19 protein-coding genes and 1 pseudogene are annotated in these 17,492 nt (G+C 62.4%); 14 read left to right on the forward strand and 6 right to left on the reverse strand.

Annotation, left to right across the window (positions count from 1 at the left end; all coding sequences use genetic code 11):
* The 14 genes from EH240_RS24560 to EH240_RS24635 form a co-directional block, all read left to right on the forward strand.
* Positions 1–964 (forward strand): Fic family protein (locus EH240_RS24560; RefSeq protein ID WP_148101151.1); only part of this gene is annotated, 964 nt, incomplete at its 5' end.
* A 526-nt stretch (positions 965–1,490) separates the two neighbouring features.
* On the forward strand, positions 1,491–1,817 hold the full coding sequence (locus tag EH240_RS24570; RefSeq protein WP_125003454.1) for a DUF736 domain-containing protein: 327 nt from the start codon (positions 1,491–1,493) through the stop codon (positions 1,815–1,817).
* A 187-nt stretch (positions 1,818–2,004) separates the two neighbouring features.
* The gene (locus tag EH240_RS24575; protein WP_125003456.1) at positions 2,005–2,265 is read left to right on the forward strand and encodes a DNA -binding domain-containing protein; all 261 of its coding nucleotides are present in this window, start codon (positions 2,005–2,007) and stop codon (positions 2,263–2,265) included.
* 121 nt (positions 2,266–2,386) lie between these two features.
* Complete coding sequence (locus tag EH240_RS39180) at positions 2,387–2,710, forward strand: transcriptional regulator domain-containing protein (protein WP_245436336.1); 324 nt, start codon at positions 2,387–2,389, stop codon at positions 2,708–2,710.
* Positions 2,661–3,152 carry a DUF2285 domain-containing protein gene (locus EH240_RS24585; protein WP_125003458.1) on the forward strand — a complete coding sequence of 164 codons (492 nt, stop codon included), beginning with the start codon at positions 2,661–2,663 and terminating at the stop codon, positions 3,150–3,152. The genes EH240_RS39180 and EH240_RS24585 overlap by 50 nt, the downstream gene beginning before the upstream one ends.
* Positions 3,153–3,280: 128 nt before the next feature.
* Complete coding sequence (locus EH240_RS24590; RefSeq protein ID WP_125003461.1) at positions 3,281–3,562, forward strand: helix-turn-helix transcriptional regulator; 282 nt, start codon at positions 3,281–3,283, stop codon at positions 3,560–3,562.
* Between the two features lie 102 nt (positions 3,563–3,664).
* Positions 3,665–4,183 (forward strand): DUF2840 domain-containing protein, encoded by a 519-nt coding sequence (locus EH240_RS24595; protein ID WP_125003463.1) that lies wholly within the window; start codon positions 3,665–3,667, stop codon positions 4,181–4,183.
* Positions 4,184–4,203: 20 nt separating this feature from the next.
* Positions 4,204–4,725, forward strand: a complete 522-nt coding sequence (locus EH240_RS24600; RefSeq protein WP_425374830.1) for a S26 family signal peptidase — start codon at positions 4,204–4,206, stop codon at positions 4,723–4,725.
* 70 nt (positions 4,726–4,795) lie between these two features.
* The gene (locus tag EH240_RS24605) at positions 4,796–5,131 is read left to right on the forward strand and encodes a DUF736 domain-containing protein (RefSeq protein WP_125003468.1); all 336 of its coding nucleotides are present in this window, start codon (positions 4,796–4,798) and stop codon (positions 5,129–5,131) included.
* 48 nt (positions 5,132–5,179) lie between these two features.
* A complete protein-coding gene (locus EH240_RS24610) occupies positions 5,180–5,908 on the forward strand; it encodes a lytic transglycosylase domain-containing protein (protein WP_245436338.1) in 729 nt (242 codons plus the stop codon).
* Positions 5,909–6,151: 243 nt separating this feature from the next.
* Positions 6,152–7,891 (forward strand): relaxase/mobilization nuclease domain-containing protein, encoded by a 1,740-nt coding sequence (locus EH240_RS24615; RefSeq protein WP_125003472.1) that lies wholly within the window; start codon positions 6,152–6,154, stop codon positions 7,889–7,891.
* 22 nt (positions 7,892–7,913) lie between these two features.
* Positions 7,914–9,893, forward strand: coding sequence for a conjugal transfer protein TraG (locus tag EH240_RS24620; protein WP_125003474.1), 1,980 nt, complete (start codon positions 7,914–7,916; stop codon positions 9,891–9,893).
* 5 nt (positions 9,894–9,898) lie between these two features.
* The gene (locus EH240_RS24625; RefSeq protein WP_125003476.1) at positions 9,899–10,354 is read left to right on the forward strand and encodes a CopG family transcriptional regulator; all 456 of its coding nucleotides are present in this window, start codon (positions 9,899–9,901) and stop codon (positions 10,352–10,354) included.
* A 492-nt stretch (positions 10,355–10,846) separates the two neighbouring features.
* Positions 10,847–11,182 (forward strand): hypothetical protein, encoded by a 336-nt coding sequence (locus tag EH240_RS24635; protein WP_125003478.1) that lies wholly within the window; start codon positions 10,847–10,849, stop codon positions 11,180–11,182.
* A gap of 45 nt (positions 11,183–11,227) precedes the next feature.
* Here the strand turns inward: EH240_RS24635 and EH240_RS24640 are convergent, their stop codons facing one another.
* From EH240_RS24640 to EH240_RS24665, 6 genes and pseudogenes are all read right to left on the reverse strand, one after another.
* A complete protein-coding gene (locus EH240_RS24640; protein WP_125003479.1) occupies positions 11,228–11,587 on the reverse strand; it encodes a helix-turn-helix transcriptional regulator in 360 nt (119 codons plus the stop codon).
* 9 nt (positions 11,588–11,596) lie between these two features.
* Positions 11,597–11,851 (reverse strand): type II toxin-antitoxin system RelE family toxin, encoded by a 255-nt coding sequence (locus EH240_RS24645; RefSeq protein WP_245436340.1) that lies wholly within the window; start codon positions 11,849–11,851, stop codon positions 11,597–11,599.
* 62 nt (positions 11,852–11,913) lie between these two features.
* The gene (locus EH240_RS24650) at positions 11,914–13,530 is read right to left on the reverse strand and encodes an ABC transporter ATP-binding protein (protein WP_125003483.1); all 1,617 of its coding nucleotides are present in this window, start codon (positions 13,528–13,530) and stop codon (positions 11,914–11,916) included.
* A gap of 1 nt (position 13,531) precedes the next feature.
* Positions 13,532–14,656, reverse strand: a complete 1,125-nt coding sequence (locus EH240_RS24655) for an ABC transporter permease (RefSeq protein ID WP_125003485.1) — start codon at positions 14,654–14,656, stop codon at positions 13,532–13,534.
* The gene (locus EH240_RS24660) at positions 14,649–15,572 is read right to left on the reverse strand and encodes an ABC transporter permease subunit (protein WP_125003487.1); all 924 of its coding nucleotides are present in this window, start codon (positions 15,570–15,572) and stop codon (positions 14,649–14,651) included. Before EH240_RS24660 ends, EH240_RS24655 begins: the two co-directional genes overlap by 8 nt.
* 425 nt (positions 15,573–15,997) lie before the next feature.
* Positions 15,998–17,338 (reverse strand): annotated as a pseudogene (locus EH240_RS24665) (peptide ABC transporter substrate-binding protein); the annotation flags it as partial.
* Between the last annotated feature and the right edge of the window lie 154 nt (positions 17,339–17,492).

Here is a 17,492-nt window from a genome sequence, read left to right on the forward strand (position 1 = left end):
ACTCGAGGCCAAGGCGCACGTTATCGTCCAGCGCAAAATCGATGAGATGTACTCCAAAGGAGATTTGCCGAGCCCGACGTCGGTTGAGTTCATCGCTTGGGTGCATCGCATATTCTATCGCGAGATGCCCGCAGAGTTCAGGTTCATGGAACGACCAGATGGATCGAAGGTCGAGATCGTTCCCGGCGAGTTCAGAAAGATTTCGAACGACGACGTGGTTGTCGGAAGACATCAGCCCCCCTCTTCAGATCGGGTCGAGGCCTTCATGGCGCACTTCTCAAAGCGTTTTAGAGTGGCGGAAAAATGGGCGAGCACCCGTATCATTGCCATCGCTTCCGCTCACCACCGTTTCAACTACATTCACCCATTCCCTGACGGGAACGGCCGTGTGTCCCGGTTGATGTCGCATGCGATGGCGTTGAAAGCAGGCATCGGGGGACATGGCTTGTGGTCGATTTCCAGAGGCCTGGCCCGCGGTCTTAAGGATCGAGGCGAATACAAACGGATGATGGACCACGCAGACAGCCCTCGTCGCGGAGACCTCGATGGTCGAGGCAATCTCTCGGAAGCAGCTCTTAAGGACTTTTGCGAGTGGTTCCTTACCGTGGCACTCGATCAAATACGCTTCTGCACAGCGATTTTCGACCTTGATCGCCTGGAAGATCGGTACCGCTTGCTGATCAAGGACATCAGCGACGACAAACGCGCGCCCGATCTCTTAGCGGCAGTCCTCAAACACGGATCACTCGAGCGCGGTGATGTTCATCTTGTTCTCAAGACATCGGAAAGAACGGCACGGAACACGATGTCAGCACTGGTTAGACAAGGTTTCCTAAAGTCCGAAACGCCCAAAGCCCCTGTCCGCATTGCTTTCCCGCTGGACTATCGCGAGAGACTCTTCCCGAATCTGTTCACCGATGCGGAATTGACTATACCCGATCCGCGACCCCTAGCGTTCCGCTGACAGCGGTCGACGCGACAAGCTTAAATGATTTGGTGGCGGTTGCTACCGAATGGCGCCTTTGTGGCAGCGCCTTCGCAGTGCAGCGGCACGACCTGGGTACGACTACGCTACATTCTCCCCTATGCAGGCCGGTTCGACGATGCGAGTTCTGGGATCGGACCCGGGGAGAGCGGGACGATCGGCCGGGAGCCCGTTTGCCGGTTGGTGGTGAGATTGCATCGGGTCGCCATCGCGGATCTCCCTGATCCCGGCCCGTCACAGCGAGCGCACCCAAGCGGTCTCATCGATGGGTGTATCTGGCCGAAGGACGGCTTCGCCTCGATCGCCTTCGACGCAACGGCGTATCACGACTTTCTTCCCCTGACGGCTGCGCCGTCATTCCTCGCGAAGCAACAAAGCCCTTCCCACGCCATCCTCCGCTGACGCTTCGGCCCAAGGGTGCGCCGGCGATCGCCTCCGGCCTGTCGATCACCATCGAGACCGCAATGGTGCGGGCTCGAGACAGACAGGATCAAGGAGAACTGCAATGGCTACCATCGGTACCTTCAAGAAGTCCGGCAACAACGAGTTCACTGGCGAAATCGTCACGCTCAGCGTCCAGGCCCGCGGCGTCCGTATCGTCCCCGAAACCCGCGCCAGCGGTGAAAACGGCCCCAGCCACCGGGTCTTCGTCGGCCGGGCAGAGATCGGCGCCGCCTGGGCCAAGCAGTCCAACGAGGGCCGCAACTATCTGGGCCTCAAGCTCGACGATCCGAGCTTCACCGCCCCGATCTTCGCAAACCTCTTCGACGACGAAGACGGTGAGGGCTACAGCCTGATCTGGTCCCGCCCGAGCCGCCGCAACGCAGAATAGGAGGCAAACAACAGGTTCCGCCCGGCCCAACCGGGCGGAACCTCAAGTGACTAACTGGAGTGGTACGGCGCACAGCCGGAGCGATGCCAGCACAGCATCGCGTGATGCTCTTTGAGCCTCCTCCACCGCAGAGGTGACATGTGTAAGGTTCGTGTTTTAGGTCTCGCATGTTGGGGAAGTGCAAATCATGATCGAGCCATTCGACGACACCGCTCCCACGGGGGACGGCCTTACCGACTATGATCGCAGCCACGTTAAGCTCTATATGCGCTTGTTCGACGCCGATGCCGACGGTGCTGATTGGCATGAGGTGGTCAAAGTTCTCTTCGGGATCGACCCGGCCATGGAGCCGCAGCGGGCTCGACATGTCCACGATACCCACTTGGCGCGGGCGCGCTGGATGACGCGCACCGGTTACCGCCACCTTCTGCGCCAAACTGATACCTAGCGAATATTTCCAGGGTGATGCTGAAAGAGCATCACCCGATGCGTCCGAAGGGCCTTCCGCCAGTCTCCAGGGTCGGGAATCGATTCGTGCACAACTTGCAGTTTTAGCGAGGAGCTGCACGATGAAGCCCGACACGTCGCATTGGCGAGACAACAGCAGCTACGCGTTCTTCGACGACCTGCCAATCGAAGGCCTAGCCTGGGAATGTCTGCGCCGCTCAGACTCTTATCAGCGGCATTATCTGGCACTTGTGCGTGAGGGAATTGAGAGGGATCCCTTCCCAACCGAAGCACAGAAACGCTGGGGGTTGCGATTTCGCGGCCCGACCCGACTTGTCCGCATTGACGCAAGACGTTGTGTGGTCACCTCTCGCCAACCCCGCGGTTGTGACCCTCATGGCATCGCCAGATTTCCTGTCACGCGAATCTTCTACAGCGCCCGTTGAGCTTGGCAAACAGCACGAGAGTCCACAGGGATTTCATGCCATCCGCGATAGCGGGATCGCGACACAGCTTCTTCTCCTTCCTGGGAGCGCGGCGAGCCGTTCCCTCACGGCCTTGATCCCGCTCGATTCCCAAACGCTCGGACGGGTTGAGGCCCTCGTCCGTTTCTGGCGCTCCTGTCATAGGCGGCCCGTGCCGCCGGATACACGAATGACCAATCAGCAGAGGCGCCGCCTGCGCCTCATGATGCAGGCCGCCGATGGCCGCAAGAACGGCGCCAGCTACCGTGAAATCGCGACTGCTTTCTATGGGACAGGACGTGTTGCCTCCAACCCATGGAAAACCTCGTCCCTTCGCGACACCGTGATCGGTCTCGTCAAGGGCGGCGGAGCCATGATTTCCGGCGGTTATCTGCAACTCTTGCGCCACCGCAAGCGGGCCTAGCGCCCCGGGGGGTGGCAAATTGAGCCCCCCAATCTTCCCCATCCCTCACGAAGCCGCCTTTCCGCCACCGTGATCGCAATCCGCCGCTAAGCGCCGGCGGCTCACCAAAGCTCCACGAGGCCCGACAAATGCGACCTGATCTAGCCGTTTTGCCGCCGTGCTTTCTGCGTACCAAGGAAGCTGCCCAGTTCCTCAGCCTGTCTTCGCGCACGCTCGAAAAACACCGCACCTACGGCACTGGTCCCGCCTACCGCAAACTTGGCGGCCGCGTCGTCTATGCCGTTGACGACCTCCAGGCCTGGGCTCAGCGCGGCGCAGTGACTTCGACTTCTGACCCGCGCGGCTCAGTGCTTCCCGCCAAGCGCCATCCCCCTGCAGCTTCCACGCCGACCGGACGCTACGTGCGTTGAGCTGCGCTCAATCTGTGCAAAGAGCGCCGCGGATCCAACACACCGGCGCAGATCAGCAATCACTCATCGCGGTTGCTTTCCGCAAGATCAGGACACAGGCCAATGGGCACTGTCGTTGACTTCCGTTCAGGCCGATCGGCGCCAGGCGCTATTGCCGGCGAAGGCTTAACCCATGTCGAGCTGACCTGGGTCGAGAAAAAGATCGAGTACTGGATCCGCTTCGGTTCGGTCACTCGGGAGAAGGTACTCGATCGGCGCCGGCGCATCGTCTCCTTTCGTCCCGGTGACATCTTCGCCTTCGTCCGATGGGCAGCGAACGACTCCGACACGATCATCTCCCGCGTCGATATCGTGCGCGCGGTCGCCGAGGGCGAAGCCCATCAGACCCTGCCATTCGTGCGGCCCGGCGGTGACATTCTGCTCACGGCTCAAGGCTGGCCCAAGGTCGAGCGCGTGCTGCGGACGATCGATGGCATCGAGCAACTCGGCATCGATCCAGGAGCGGTCTCGCCCGATCACTGGCGGCACGTCCACAACCGAATGACGGTTGGGCAGGCGCCTCGTACTTATACCCTGGATCTTCACCGAGCCTACCTCGTGCGTCGGCGGGTCCAGCCATGATGCGGTCACCGATTGTCCTCATGACGGCACTGGCGACCATGGGAGCGCTCTGCCCGGTTCTCAAGCCAGTCCCGCCGAAGTTTGTCTGGAACGCGTCGGCCAGCGCACCGATCGGTCTCTATCGGATCGATGCCAGAGGACCGTTTGGAGCCGATGATCTCGTCGCCGTCGACCCGCCTGAAACGCTTACAACGTTCCTAGCTGACCGCGGCTACCTGCCGAAGGGCGTGCTGCTGCTGAAGCATATCCTTGCAGTCTCCGGTCAAACCGTCTGCCGGAACAAGTTCACGATTTCGGTCGATGGCAGTGACATGGGCGTTGCGCTTGAGCGCGACCGCGCAGGGCGTGAATTGCCAAGCTGGCAGGGCTGCCAACATATCCCAGTCGGCGCCGTTTTCCTCATGAACCGCAAGGTCCGCGACAGCCTCGATGGCCGCTACTTCGGCCTCATCTCCACCGATCACATGATTGGCCGCGCGGTCCCGCTGTGGACCGACGAGCAGGGCGACGGCCGCTTCCAATGGCGCGCTTCAGCGCGGTGAGCGCGTCACCGGCGGCGCCCTTTCGTGCCGCCCAATCGTCACCGCGCACATCAAACAAAGGAGAAAGCACATGCCACAGATCGGAGAATTCACGCGCAATCAAGCCGGCTATTCGGGGCGAATTCGCACGCTCAGCCTTAGCCTTGATGCCGCGATCGTCGCGGCCGAAGCGAGCGATGCTGACAATGCGCCCGACTATCGTGTGCATGCTGGTGGCGAAGATGGCATCGTGATTGGCGCCGGTTGGAAACACTCCAGCGAGAAGGCCGGCGAATTCATATCGCTGCAGATAGACGACCCGACCTTCGCGCAGCCGATCCGCGCTTATCTGTTTCAGTACGGCGACGACAAGAAGTCCTGGTCTTTGCAGTGGTCGCGCCAGCGCGACCGCGCCGAGAAGGACTAAGCGATGTCGGCGCGCCGTCGTCCGGCGAGCCAAGCGGGAACGCACGCGTTGTCTCGCGCGATCTGGCGCTCAGCCCTCTTTCTGCTTGGCGGGCTTTGCATCACAGGCGTCGTGCCCCCGGCTGCGGAGGCGCAGACCCCGCCTGCCGTCATGCCGCCGGCGCGCAGTCGTTACGACACTCACATCGCGGAAGCGGCGAAGCGCTTCCGCCTTCCGCCGACCTGGATCCGAGCCGTCCTTGGCGCCGAAAGCGCAGGCGACGAACGCGCCACATCGCGCAAGGGCGCCATGGGGCTGATGCAGATCGTGCCCGACACGTGGTCCGACCTGCGCCGTCGGTACCTGCTCGGGGGCGATCCCTACGATCCGCACGACAATATCATCGCGGGCTCGGCCTATATCCGCGAGTTGATTGATCGCTACGGATCGCCCGGCTGGATTGCCGCCTATAATGCTGGTCCTCGGCGCTACGAAGCGTCGCTGCAAGGCAGGCGGCTACCGCGGGAGACGCTTGCCTATGTCGCGATCGTTGCGTCCGCCATCGTCAGCGCTGGTACATCGAAAGCTAACAGCCCGGCAGTCTCCGAACGGTATGGCTGGAAGTACGCTCCACTCTTCGCCGCGCAGCCGAGCGACAGCAGGGGCGACCGTTCGACACAGCCGGAGCGCTCCCGCGATGACGCTTCAAACGCTGTACCCAAGGAAGGATTGGGCGACGCCGAACCTCGATCGACCGGCCTGTTCGTCTCCAAAGCGAGCAAGAAGTCCGCGCCATGAGCCGCCCCGACGCTCTTCGCCCCATCTCGTGCTTGCGCGTGCCATGGCGTGCGGACAGGGCAGGTGCAGGCAACCCGACCGAGCGATGGCAGGATAAAAAGGCGCACATTGCGCGCCGGTCGGACGGTAGGATTTGCCAGGTTTTCAGGCCCGCGTCGCACATTGCGGCCTCTATGGGCAATGTGCGCCGAACGCCAGAAGCCTTGTATTCGCGTCGTCTTTTCCACATTGCGGGACAGCCCCATGGCCGATGAGCGCGCGTTTCGCATTCGGCCAGGTCGCATCCGCTCGACCCGCGCCCAGCAGGCACGGCCCTTCATCGCCCAAGCGCTAGCAGCGGCGAAAAAAGCTGGCGGTGGCGTCTCGCGCTCGGGAAAAGTCGTTTCCGGCAACCGCTCCCGGTTTGGTCACGGTCAGCGCGCCAGCATCCAGGCCAATCGCCTGATCACCTCGCGATCGCGCGGCGCAGTCGTAAAGGCTCGCGTTGTACGTCGTACCGCGAGCGCTGCCTCACTCGCCACACACCTCAGTTATTTGCGTCGCGAGGGCGTAACCCGGGACGGAGAGAAGGCAGGGTTGTTCGGGCCGCAGACGGGGGATGCCGACGGCGCGGCCTTCGCGGCGCGCGCCAAGGATGATCGGCACCATTTCCGTTTCATCGTCTCTCCCGACGACGCCCTCGAGATGGCGGACCTCAAATCCTTTACCCGCGATCTGGTTGGGCAGATGGAGAAGGACCTCGGCACGCGGCTCGACTGGGTCGCGGTCGATCACTGGAACACCGAGCATCCGCACGTTCATCTGATCGTGCGCGGCGTGCGCGACGACAGCCAAGATCTGGTCATCTCGCGCGACTATATCAAGGAAGGAATGCGCGACCGGGCTCGCGACCTGATCACTCAGGAACTGGGGCCGCGAACCGATCTCGACATCCGCCGCTCACTCGAAAGCCAGATCCAGTCCGAACGCTGGACCCAGCTCGATCGCCAGTTACTACGCGACAGCCGCGACACCGGGGTCATTGATCTGGCCCAACGCCTTCATAACCATCCCGACGAATATCATGCGCTCAAGATCGGCCGTCTGCGGAAGCTTGAAGCGCTCGGTCTCGCCGACCAGGTCGGCCCGGGCCAATGGGTCCTCGACGACCAGGCCGAAGCGACGTTGCGCGAGCTGGGCGAGCGTGGCGACATCATAAAGCGCATGCACCGCGCACTGACCGAGCGAGGGATCGAGCGGGGTTCGGCCAGTTACGTGTTGGCCGCCGAAAGTCTCGATACACCCATTGTCGGCCGGCTGGTCGATCGCGGACTCGATGATGATCTGCGCGGTACGGCCTACGCGGTTGTCGACGGCATTGACGGACGTATCCATCACATCAGACTTTCCGCTCTGGATGCCGCCGGCGACGGCCCGCCGGGATCGGTCATCGAACTGCGCAAATTCGATGATGCGCGCGGCCAACGTCGGGTCGCGCTTGCGGTGTGCTCCGATCTCGCTGTGGATGAACAGGTTACGGCACCGGGTGCGACCTGGCTCGACCGCCAGGCAATCGCTGTCGAGCCTGCCGCACTGGCGGAGGGAGGCTTCGGCGCCGAGGTCCGCGATGCCTTAGACCGCCGGGCCGAACATCTGGTCAATCAAGGGCTCGCAGAGAGGCAAGGCAACCGGATCATCTTCACCGCGAACCTGCTCGATACGCTGCGCCGCCGCGAACTGGAGATGACTGGCGACAAGCTCGCGGCCGATAGCGCACGGCCCTTCAACCGCGCCGCCAGCGGCGACTACGTCGCCGGCGCCTATGGCCGGCGCTTGTCTCTGGCCTCAGGCCGTTTCGCCATGATCGACGACGGCCTTGGCTTCCAACTTGTACCCTGGACGCCCTCCCTCGAAAAACATCTCGGCCAGCACGTCTGCGGTGTCGCTCGTAGTGACGGCGGCATCGACTGGAGCTTTGCCCGCAAGCGCGGGCTCGGTCTCTGAAGCCAAAAGAAAGGACCATGCAATGTCCGCCACGAAAATCCTCTGGGGCCAGATCCTCACTGTCTTCCTGATCGTCCTGCTGACGACCTGGACGGCGACGCAATGGACCGCATGGCGGCTTGGCTTCCAGGCGCAACTCGGACCGACCTGGTTCGAAGTCGCCGGCCTGCCTGTCTACTATCCACCCGCCCTGTTCTGGTGGTGGTATTTTTATGATGCCTACGCTCCGCACATCTTCGTGGAGGGCGGACTGATCGCCGTGTCAGGCGGGTTCCTGTCAATCATTGTTGCGATCGGCATGTCGGTATGGCGGGCGCGCGAGGTCAAGAACGTCCAGACCTATGGTTCGGCGCGATGGGCCGACAGGAAAGAAGTGGAGGCTGCCGGGCTGCTCGGCGCCGACGGTGTGGTGCTCGGGCGCTATCAGCGTCATTACCTTCGTCATGATGGTCCCGAGCATGTGCTATGCTTCGCCCCGACCCGTTCGGGCAAGGGCGTTGGCCTGGTGGTGCCGTCGCTGTTGACCTGGCCGGGCTCAGCGATTGTCCACGACATCAAAGGCGAAAATTGGCAAATCACCGCCGGGTTCCGTGCTCTGCACGGTCGTGTCCTGCTTTTCGACCCCACCAATTCGAAATCGTCGGCCTACAATCCTTTGCTGGAGGTCCGCCGTGGTGAATGGGAGGTCCGCGACGTCCAGAACATCGCCGACATTCTGGTCGATCCGGAAGGAAGCCTCGAGAAGCGCAACCATTGGGAAAAGACCAGTCACGCACTTCTGGTCGGCGCGATCCTTCACGTCCTCTATGCCGAGAAGGACAAGACCCTGGCCGGCGTCGCCGCCTTCCTTTCGGATCCGAAGCGCCCGATCGAGTCCACGCTGGCGGCAATGATGAAGACTGCCCATTTGGGAGAAGCAGGCCCGCACCCGGTCATCGCCAGTGCGGCGCGCGAACTGCTCAACAAATCTGACAATGAGCGGTCGGGCGTGCTCTCCACGGCGATGTCCTTCCTCGGCCTCTATCGCGACCCCGTCGTCGCCGAGGTGACGAGGCGCTGCGATTGGCGCATCAGCGACATCGTCGGCGCCAAGCAACCAACGACACTCTACCTGGTCGTGCCGCCCTCGGACATCAATCGGACCAAGCCGCTCATTCGCCTTATCCTCAACCAGATTGGGCGTCGCCTGACCGAGGACCTTCAGGCGAAAGGTCATCGGCATCGGCTTTTGCTCATGCTCGACGAGTTTCCTGCGCTCGGCCGCCTCGACTTCTTCGAGTCTGCATTGGCTTTCATGGCCGGCTATTGTCTGAAGAGCTTCCTGATCGCGCAGTCGCTTAACCAGATCGAGAAGGCCTACGGCCCGAACAACTCCATCCTCGACAATTGTCATGTGCGCGTGAGCTTCGCAACGAATGATGAAAGGACCGCCAAACGCGTGTCTGACGCGCTCGGCACTGCGACCGAGATGCGGGCGATGAAGAACTATGCCGGCCACCGGCTTTCGCCCTGGCTCGGACATTTGATGGTGTCGCGGCAAGAGACCGCCCGCCAATTGCTGACGCCTGGCGAGATCATGCAGCTTCCGCCGACCGACGAGATCGTCATGGTGGCGGGCACCCCACCGATCAGGGCGAATAAGGCACGCTATTACGAGGATGTCCGCTTCCGGGAACGCGTCCTGTCGCCGCCCGAGCTGGCCCGATCTGAGAAGGCTCCTCCTTGTGATTGGAGCAGCCCACCGATACTGAAACGGCCCCAGCTCGACGAAGCCCCCGGCACGCGGGGCGATGAAGATCCGACCGGGTCCGAACGGCGCCAACAACCCGAACTGAACAGCGTGCAGCCGACCGAGAAAACGGCTGCGATCGAAAATGAGTTCGAACTCGACGCGGCCGACGACGTTGATGACGATGCAGTCCGCAATCGACGCCTGGCGCGGCTCATGCAGGGCGTGGCACGGCAGGTCTCGCTCGACCGAGATGACGGCATGGAGTTGTAGCCGCCATGATCAGCCGCAAGAAGAAAGCGCAAATCTCCGTCTATCTCGATGAGGCGATCATGAAGATGCTCGCCGACTATGCGGCCCGGCGCGACCAGCCCCAATCCATGATCGCAGAGGCCGCGATCGCGTCGTTTCTGTCGCCGGATGCCGACGAACGTCGCGAGGCTGCTATCGCTAAACGCCTTGATCAAGTTGATCGCCGCCTCGCCCGACAGGAGCGCGATATCGGCATCGCGGTCGAGACCCTGGCGGTGTTCGTGCGGTTCTGGCTCGTGACCACGCCAGCTTTGCCGGAACCTGCGGCCCAGGCGGCTCGCGCCAAGGCGGCCGAACGCTATGAGGCTTTCGTCTCGGCCTTGGGCAGGCGTTTGGCCAAGGGACCGAAACTGCGGCAGGAGATATCGGAGGATATCGATCCAGTTGACGACAAGGGAATGCCGTCCCCAGCCGGAATGTAGGCTCTTGTTCGCGCCAGCTGCTCATCGGCCTGATGGCGAGCTCCCTAGGTGCCAGACATTTTCCTGTGCCGTTTGCCCGCCAATGCTACCCAACCGGCGGGGAACCGGCGGGGAGTGTCGCGGCTGTCGTCCCCGACATGCCTCGAATTGCCAATTCCCGGAGAAAGCGACTGAACGGCACTATATCTTGATAGACATTGGCTCGCTCGAGGGCGGGCATGAAGTCGGCGCGGCGTTGCACCGGAATGACGGTCCAGGGATTGGCACCGGCTGCCATCAAGAAGCCTGACGTTCGATATGGACCACTGCGAACAGAAGAAACAAGCACTTGGGCGCTTTGTCGCTCCCGCCCTGCGTTAACGTCCAGCACCGAACAACAAGCTTGAACAGCTGTTGCCGATCATTGTGCTCGACGGGGAGCCCTTATCTTGGCCTAATGGCGTCCTGCCTGACTGAAAGAGGGCGATTGGGACGGCGAGACCAGGTGAAAGTATGAAGTTCACGCCGACGACTATTTTGCCGCTGACCGCGATGCTGCTTCTCGCAGCAGGCTGCTCCTCGATCGTCGCATCGATGGATCCGGGGAAATACGACAAGATGAGCTGCGCCGAGCTCAACAGCGCGCTTGGCGAAACCGCCACCGATATTTCGCGGACGGCGATCAGCCGCGGGAAGGTTGCCAAAACCAGCGTGCCGAGTTGGCTGCTCGGCGGCGAGCGCGTCAAGGCGGTAGTTGCCAATCGCGACACGGCCAAGATCGAACGGTTGCAGCAACAGCAGCAGGCGGTTGTCGCGGCAAGAGCGCGCAAGTGCCCATCATCGAACTAAGTTCGCTCGGCCGGCGTGCCCTGGATAGCCTTGATGCGGGTTTGCTCAGTCTTCGTCGACAAGTTGATCGACAGGCACCCCGAGCGCGCGCGACAGGCGCAGCCACAGGCTGACATCCCCACCCCGCTTGCCATTTTCGACGGCCGAAAGCATGTTCTGCGAAATGCCAACTTCCGCCGCAAGCGCTGCCTGCGTTCTTCCTTTTCTGGCCCGCCAGAAAGCGAGCGGCGATACCGCGTTGACGAAAGCCAGCGCCTCCTCGGCGGTTAAGCCGGGGGCCTCGCCGGCACGATAGCTTGCCACTTCACGGGCCCGCGCGGCGCGGTCCTGTAGCGCATCAAGCGCGGCGCGCGGCAAGACAGCCATTTCGTCGCCTTTCGGCGTGGTGAAATAGTGAATGCTCATTGTCGCTTCCTATTCGTAGATGGAGCTGCGTGGCCCGATCCTGCTGACAATGATCTCGCTTTCCGTTTCGGTGAAGATGACGCGGTAGTCTCCGACACGCAGGCGCATCTCATCCGAACCGACTAGCTTCTTGACGTTTTTCGCCGTTGCCTCCGGGGTCTCGGCATAAACCGCAATCTTGGCGACGATCCGAGGCGCATCAGCCTTGTGCTTGCGGAGCGATTGATTGCGGCTGCCAGGTAAACAACCTGCTTCACGACTCAAATATCTCATACTGTGATATAGTTCAACCCGAATAAATCTCATATTGTGATGCCAATTAGCCCTCAGGCACTGATCCTGAACCGCGTCGTATCGATCGCGGCGTTCATCAGCGTCTGCGTGTAGGCGGCCTGCGGGTCGCCGAAGATCTCCTCGGTCGGCCCTTCCTCGACGATCTTGCCCTGCTTCATGACGATGATGTAGTCGGCCATGGCGCGCACCACGGCGAGGTCGTGGCTGATGAAGAGGTACGATAGTTGGTGGTCGGCCTGCAGCTTGCGCAGGAGCTCAACGATCTGCTTCTGCACCGAGCGGTCGAGCGCCGAGGTCGGCTCGTCGAGCACCACCACTTTCGGCTTCAAGATCATAGCGCGGGCAATCGCGATGCGCTGGCGCTGGCCGCCGGAGAACTCGTGCGGGTAGCGGTTGCGCGCGTTGGGGTCGAGGCCGACCTCGCGCAGCGCCTCGACGGCGCGCTGGTCGCGCAGCTTGCCGGTCAGCGAGGGCTCGTGCACAAGCAGTCCTTCGGTGATGACCTGGCCCACCGTCATGCGCGGCGACAGCGAGCCGAACGGATCCTGGAAGACCAGCTGCAATTCACGCCGCAGCGGCCGCATCGCCCGGCGGTCGGCTTCGGAAATGTCGCGGTCGCCGAAGCGGATCACGCCGTCGCTGGGGAGCAGCCTCAGCAGCGCGCGGCCGAGCGTCGACTTGCCGGAGCCCGACTCGCCGACGATGCCGATCGTCTGGTTGCGCTTCAGTCGGATCGAGATCTTGTCCACCGCGCGCAGCATCAGCGGCTCGCCGCCGAGGAAGCCGCCGCCGATCTTGAAGACGACCTCGACATTGCGGCCTTCGAGCAGCACCGGAGAACTGGCCGGGGGCGGCGCCTTGGTGCCGGTCGGCTCGGCCGCGAGCAGCATCTTTGTGTAGGCATGCTGCGGGTTGGCGAAGAGCGCTTCCGCATCGCCCTCCTCCACCACCTCGCCCTGGCGCATGACATAGACGCGGTCGGCGAAGCGGCGCACGATGCCGAGATCATGGGTGATGAAGACGATCGCCATGCCGAACTTGCGCTGCAATTCGGCAAGCAGCATCAGGATCTGCGCCTGGATGGTGACGTCAAGCGCCGTGGTCGGCTCGTCTGCGATCAGGATGTCGGGATCGTTCGCCAGCGCCATGGCGATCATGACGCGCTGGCGCTGGCCGCCCGACATTTCGTGCGGATAGGATTTCATCCGCCGCTCGGGATCGGGGATGCGCACCAATCTCAACAGTTTCAGCGCCTCTTCGCGCGCCGCCCGGGCATTCAGGCCGCGATGTCGGCGGATCGGCTCGATGAGCTGGTTGCCGATTGTGTAGAGCGGATCGAGCGAGGTCATCGGCTCCTGGAAGATCATGCTGATCTTGCGGCCGCGAACCTTGTTGAGCTCGCTTTTGGTCATCTCCAAGAGATTGCGGCCGCGATAGTCGACCTGGCCGGTGGCTTCGCCATTGGAGGAAAGCAGGCTCATCGCCGCCATCATCGTCTGGCTCTTGCCGGACCCGGATTCGCCGACCACGGCGACCGTCTCGCCGGCGTTGACCTTGATGTTGATGCCCTTCACCGCCTCGACGGTGCCGTCGAGGGTCTGGAAGCGGACGCGCAGGTCCTTGACGCTGAGGATCGTTTCGGAAGCCATGTCAGCGATCCTTGGGGTCGAGCGCGTCGCGCAAGCCGTCGCCCACAAAGTTCAGCGCGAACAGCGTCGAGACGAGGAAGAAGGCCGGGAACAACAGCAGCCAATTGGCGTAGCCGATATTCTTGGCGCCGACCGAGATCAGCACGCCCCAGCTGGTCATCGGCTCCTGCACGCCAAGGCCGAGGAAGGAGAGAAAACTCTCCAGGATGATGACCTGCGGCACCAGCAGCGTCATGTAGATCACCACCGGCCCGAGCAGGTTGGGGATGACGTGGCGCGCGAGGATGCCGCGCTGGCCGACGCCCATCGCTTCGGCCGCCTGGACATATTCCTGCCTGCGGATCGACAGCGCCTGGCCGCGCACGATACGCGCCATGTCGAGCCACAGCACCGCGCCGACCGCCAGGAACATCAGCACGAAGTTGCGGCCGAAGAACACGACCAGCATGATGACGAAGAAGATGAAAGGCAGCGAATAGAGCACGTCGACGATGCGCATCATCACCTCGTCGACCCTGCCGCCGGCAAAGCCGGCCGTCGCGCCATAGATGACGCCGATGACGCCGGCGACGACGCCGGCGAGCAGGCCGATGGCGAGCGAAATGCGCCCGGCCATCAGCGTGCGAGCCAGCAGGTCGCGCCCGGTGTTGTCGGTGCCGAATAAGAAATACTGCTGCCTGACGGCCGAGCTCATCGTTGCTTCGTGCCCGTCGGGCGACTTGCTCTCGATCCTGGTGTCGTCGAAGGCGTCGGAGCGGTCCAGATAGCGGATGTTGCGATCGTCGATCGGCTTGGTCGAGGTGACCGTCACGATGATGCGATTGCCTTCCTGGTGCCACTCCTTGATATCGACGCGCATGCGCTTGATCGCGTCGGTCAGCGCGCCGTGGATCATGTCGGGCTTCGGGTATGCCGACAGGCTTGGCGGCGTGCGCACATAGTCGCCGTAGATGGTCGTGTATTCATGCGGCACGGCCCACGGGCCGAACACGCTGATGACGGCAATGAATGCCAGATAATAGAGGCTGAACATGGCGGCGCGGTTGCGCTTCAGTCGCGCCCAGGCGTTGCCCCAGAGCGAGCGGCCGACGATCGGCTCCGGAACAGCTACGGCGAGCTCAGTCATAGCGCACCCTCGGATCGACGACCGCGTAGAGGAGATCGACGATCAGGTTGAAGATGATGGTGAAGAGCGCGATCACCACCACGGTTCCCATGACTAGCGTGTAGTCGCGATTGAGGGCGGCATCGACGAAATAGCGGCCGACGCCGGGAATGGAGAAGATGGTCTCGACGATGATCGAGCCGGTGAGAAGCGCCGCCGCCGCCGGGCCGGTGAAGGAGACGATCGGCAGGACGGCGCCGCGCAGCGCATGCTTGACCACCACCGACCAGTCCGACAGGCCGAGCGCGCGGGCGGTGCGGATATGGTGCGAGCGCAGGCTCTCGATCATCGAGCCGCGCATCAGGCGGGCGACGATGGCGATTTGCGGCAAGGCCAGCGTCAGCACCGGCCCGACCTTGTTGATGAGCGCGCCGTCGCCCCAGCCGCCGATCGGCAAGAGCTTCCAGGACAGCCCGAAGGCGAGCTGGATGACGGGCGCGATGACGAAGGTCGGGATGGTGCTGCCGGCGGTGGCTAAAGCAATCACCGAATAGTCGGCGAGCTTATTCTGATTGAGCGCCGCGATCGTGCCCAGGATCGAGCCCAGAATCAGCGCCAGCACAAGGGCCGACGCGCCGATCTGCACCGAGATCGGCAGGCCCTTGGCGAAGAGTTCCGTGACGGTGAAGTCGGGCAGGTTGTAGCTCGGGCCGAAATTGCCGCGCAAAAGATTGCCGAGATAGTGGACATATTGCAGCCAGAGCGGGTCGTTGAGGCCGAACTGGGCTTCGAGATTGGCTCTGATCTCGGGGCTCAAGCCCCGCTCCTGATTGAACGGGCCGCCGGGAGCGACGCGGATCAGGAAGAACGCCACCGTCACGATGACCAATAGCGTCGGGATGGCGGTCAACAGCCGCCGGAAGACATAACGCAGCATCGGCGCTCCGCTTCAGCCAGGGCGACAGCTCTCCGGACGAGACCGTGGCGCGCTGGCATCTCTGATCTTCGCACCGGCATTCCCGAAAATCCAACGACTTTCGGTCCGGCACGACGACAGACCGCAGCCGCCGCTCCCAAAAAAGGGAGCGGCGGTACGGCCAAGGTTACTTGTCAGTCCTTGGAGATGAAGCGGGACGGATGGATGTCCATCACATTGTCCTCGAAGCCATGCAGCTTCGAGGAAACGATGTCGTGATAGCTGTAGTAGAGAAGCGGGATCTCGCCGACGTCGTCGACGAGGATGCGCTCGGCCTCGGCGAGGTCCTTCATGCGCTCCTCAGGCTTGCCGCCGGCGGCGGCCGCCTTGTCCATCGCGGCCTCATAGGCCGGGCTGTTGTAGTTCGAGTAGTTGTTGCCGCTCGCCTTGCGCGAGATGCCGAGGAAGGTCTCCGGATCCTTGTAGTCGGCGATCCAGGCGGCGCGGGCGACGTCGTAGTTGCCCTTCTGCTCGAGGAAGCCGTAGTGGGTCTTGGTGTCGGTGTTGAGCAGCGTGATCTCGACGCCAAGCGGCTTCAGCTGTTCTTGAATGGCGACAGCTGTGTTCTTGTGATTTTCCGAGGTGTTGTAGCGGATCTCCATCTTCAACGGATGCTCGGGTGTATAGCCGAGTTTCTCGAGGATCTTCTTTGCAGCGTCCTCGCGGTCGATCTGCGACATGTCGGCGTATTTGGCCAGTGCCGGCGTGTAGCCCTCGATGCCCGGAGGCACCATCGAATAGCCGGGCAGCATCGAGTTCTGCCAGACCTTCTCGGCGAGGAAGTCGCGATCGATCGCCATCGAGATGGCGTTACGCAGCTCGACATTGTCCCACGGCGCCTTGTCGGTCTTGATCGCATAATAGTACGTGCCCAGATATGGCCCGACACGGACCTGGTCACCGAATTTGGTTTTGAGATCGGCGAGCTGTTCGGTCGGCAAGTCACCATAACTGTCGAGTTCGCCGGCCTCGAAGCGCTTCATCGCCGACGAGCGATCCTCGGTCGGGATGTAGTTGACCACGTCGAGCTTGACGCTCGCGGCGTCCCAGAACTTCGGGTTCTTGACCAATTTCATATGGTCGTTGGGAACCCATTCGGCCAGCGTATAGGCGCCGTTGGAGACCAGCTTGCCCGGCTTGATCCAGTCGGCGCCGAGCTTGTCCATCGAGGCCTTGTTGACCGGATAGGTCGCCTGGTGGGTCAGCATCTCCAGGAAGTAGGGCGTCGGTGCCTTCAGCGTGACCTGCAGCGTGTTGGCGTCGACCGCCTTCACGCCCATATCCTCGGCCTTGCCTTTCTTGGTGTTGAAGTCCTCGGCGCCCTTCACCGGATAGAGCATGGAAGCGTATTCGGCAGCGGTGGCCGGATCTTCCAGACGATGGAACGAATAGACGAAGTCGTCCGCCGTCACCGGGCTGCCATCCGACCAGAGGCCGTCCTTGCGCAGCTTGAAGGTGTAGACAGTGCCGTCGTCGGACACCGTCCAGCTTTCGGCGGCGCCCGGAATGAGGTTCGTCTTCTGGTCGTGCATGACGAGGCCCTGGAACAGGTCGCGTATGATATCGGCTTCGTAGACCGTCGACGTCTTGTGAGGATCGACCGTCTCCGCCTCGGCGGCGGATCCGCGGTTGTAGACGGTCTCGGCGAAGGCCGGCGTGTAGAAGGTGCCGGCGGCCAAGGCCATGGTAGTGGCGAACACAGTCGCCTTCAGCAGATTTTTCAGCATGAAGTCTCTCCCTTTGGACGCGGCCCCTCAACCACGCTTTAAGTGTTGACGCCCCGGAACCGTTCAACGGGTTCCTTTTGAGCGCGCGCCGCCGGTCCCTTCCGGCGGCTGGTGGCGGCGAGACTAGACAGAGGATTATCTTATTTCAACTGCC

Source organism: Mesorhizobium tamadayense (assembly GCF_003863365.1).
Classification (GTDB): Bacteria; Pseudomonadota; Alphaproteobacteria; order Rhizobiales; family Rhizobiaceae; genus Mesorhizobium; species Mesorhizobium tamadayense.

Bases quoted from the DNA above. Each gene is read 5' to 3' on its own strand.
- EH240_RS24615 (WP_125003472.1), top strand. From the start codon at position 6,152: ATGGCCGATGAGCGCGCGTTTCGCATTCGGCCAGGTCGCATCCGCTCG.
- EH240_RS39180 (WP_245436336.1), top strand. From the start codon at position 2,387: ATGAAGCCCGACACGTCGCATTGGCGAGACAACAGCAGCTACGCGTTC.
- EH240_RS24625 (WP_125003476.1), top strand. From the start codon at position 9,899: ATGATCAGCCGCAAGAAGAAAGCGCAAATCTCCGTCTATCTCGATGAG.
- EH240_RS24635 (WP_125003478.1), top strand. From the start codon at position 10,847: ATGAAGTTCACGCCGACGACTATTTTGCCGCTGACCGCGATGCTGCTT.
- EH240_RS24620 (WP_125003474.1), top strand. From the start codon at position 7,914: ATGTCCGCCACGAAAATCCTCTGGGGCCAGATCCTCACTGTCTTCCTG.
- EH240_RS24600 (WP_425374830.1), top strand. From the start codon at position 4,204: ATGACGGCACTGGCGACCATGGGAGCGCTCTGCCCGGTTCTCAAGCCA.
- EH240_RS24660 (WP_125003487.1), bottom strand. From the start codon at position 15,572: ATGCTGCGTTATGTCTTCCGGCGGCTGTTGACCGCCATCCCGACGCTA.
- EH240_RS24640 (WP_125003479.1), bottom strand. From the start codon at position 11,587: ATGAGCATTCACTATTTCACCACGCCGAAAGGCGACGAAATGGCTGTC.
- EH240_RS24595 (WP_125003463.1), top strand. From the start codon at position 3,665: ATGGGCACTGTCGTTGACTTCCGTTCAGGCCGATCGGCGCCAGGCGCT.
- EH240_RS24585 (WP_125003458.1), top strand. From the start codon at position 2,661: ATGGCATCGCCAGATTTCCTGTCACGCGAATCTTCTACAGCGCCCGTT.
- EH240_RS24650 (WP_125003483.1), bottom strand. From the start codon at position 13,530: ATGGCTTCCGAAACGATCCTCAGCGTCAAGGACCTGCGCGTCCGCTTC.
- EH240_RS24590 (WP_125003461.1), top strand. From the start codon at position 3,281: ATGCGACCTGATCTAGCCGTTTTGCCGCCGTGCTTTCTGCGTACCAAG.
- EH240_RS24655 (WP_125003485.1), bottom strand. From the start codon at position 14,656: ATGACTGAGCTCGCCGTAGCTGTTCCGGAGCCGATCGTCGGCCGCTCG.
- EH240_RS24575 (WP_125003456.1), top strand. From the start codon at position 2,005: ATGATCGAGCCATTCGACGACACCGCTCCCACGGGGGACGGCCTTACC.
- EH240_RS24605 (WP_125003468.1), top strand. From the start codon at position 4,796: ATGCCACAGATCGGAGAATTCACGCGCAATCAAGCCGGCTATTCGGGG.
- EH240_RS24570 (WP_125003454.1), top strand. From the start codon at position 1,491: ATGGCTACCATCGGTACCTTCAAGAAGTCCGGCAACAACGAGTTCACT.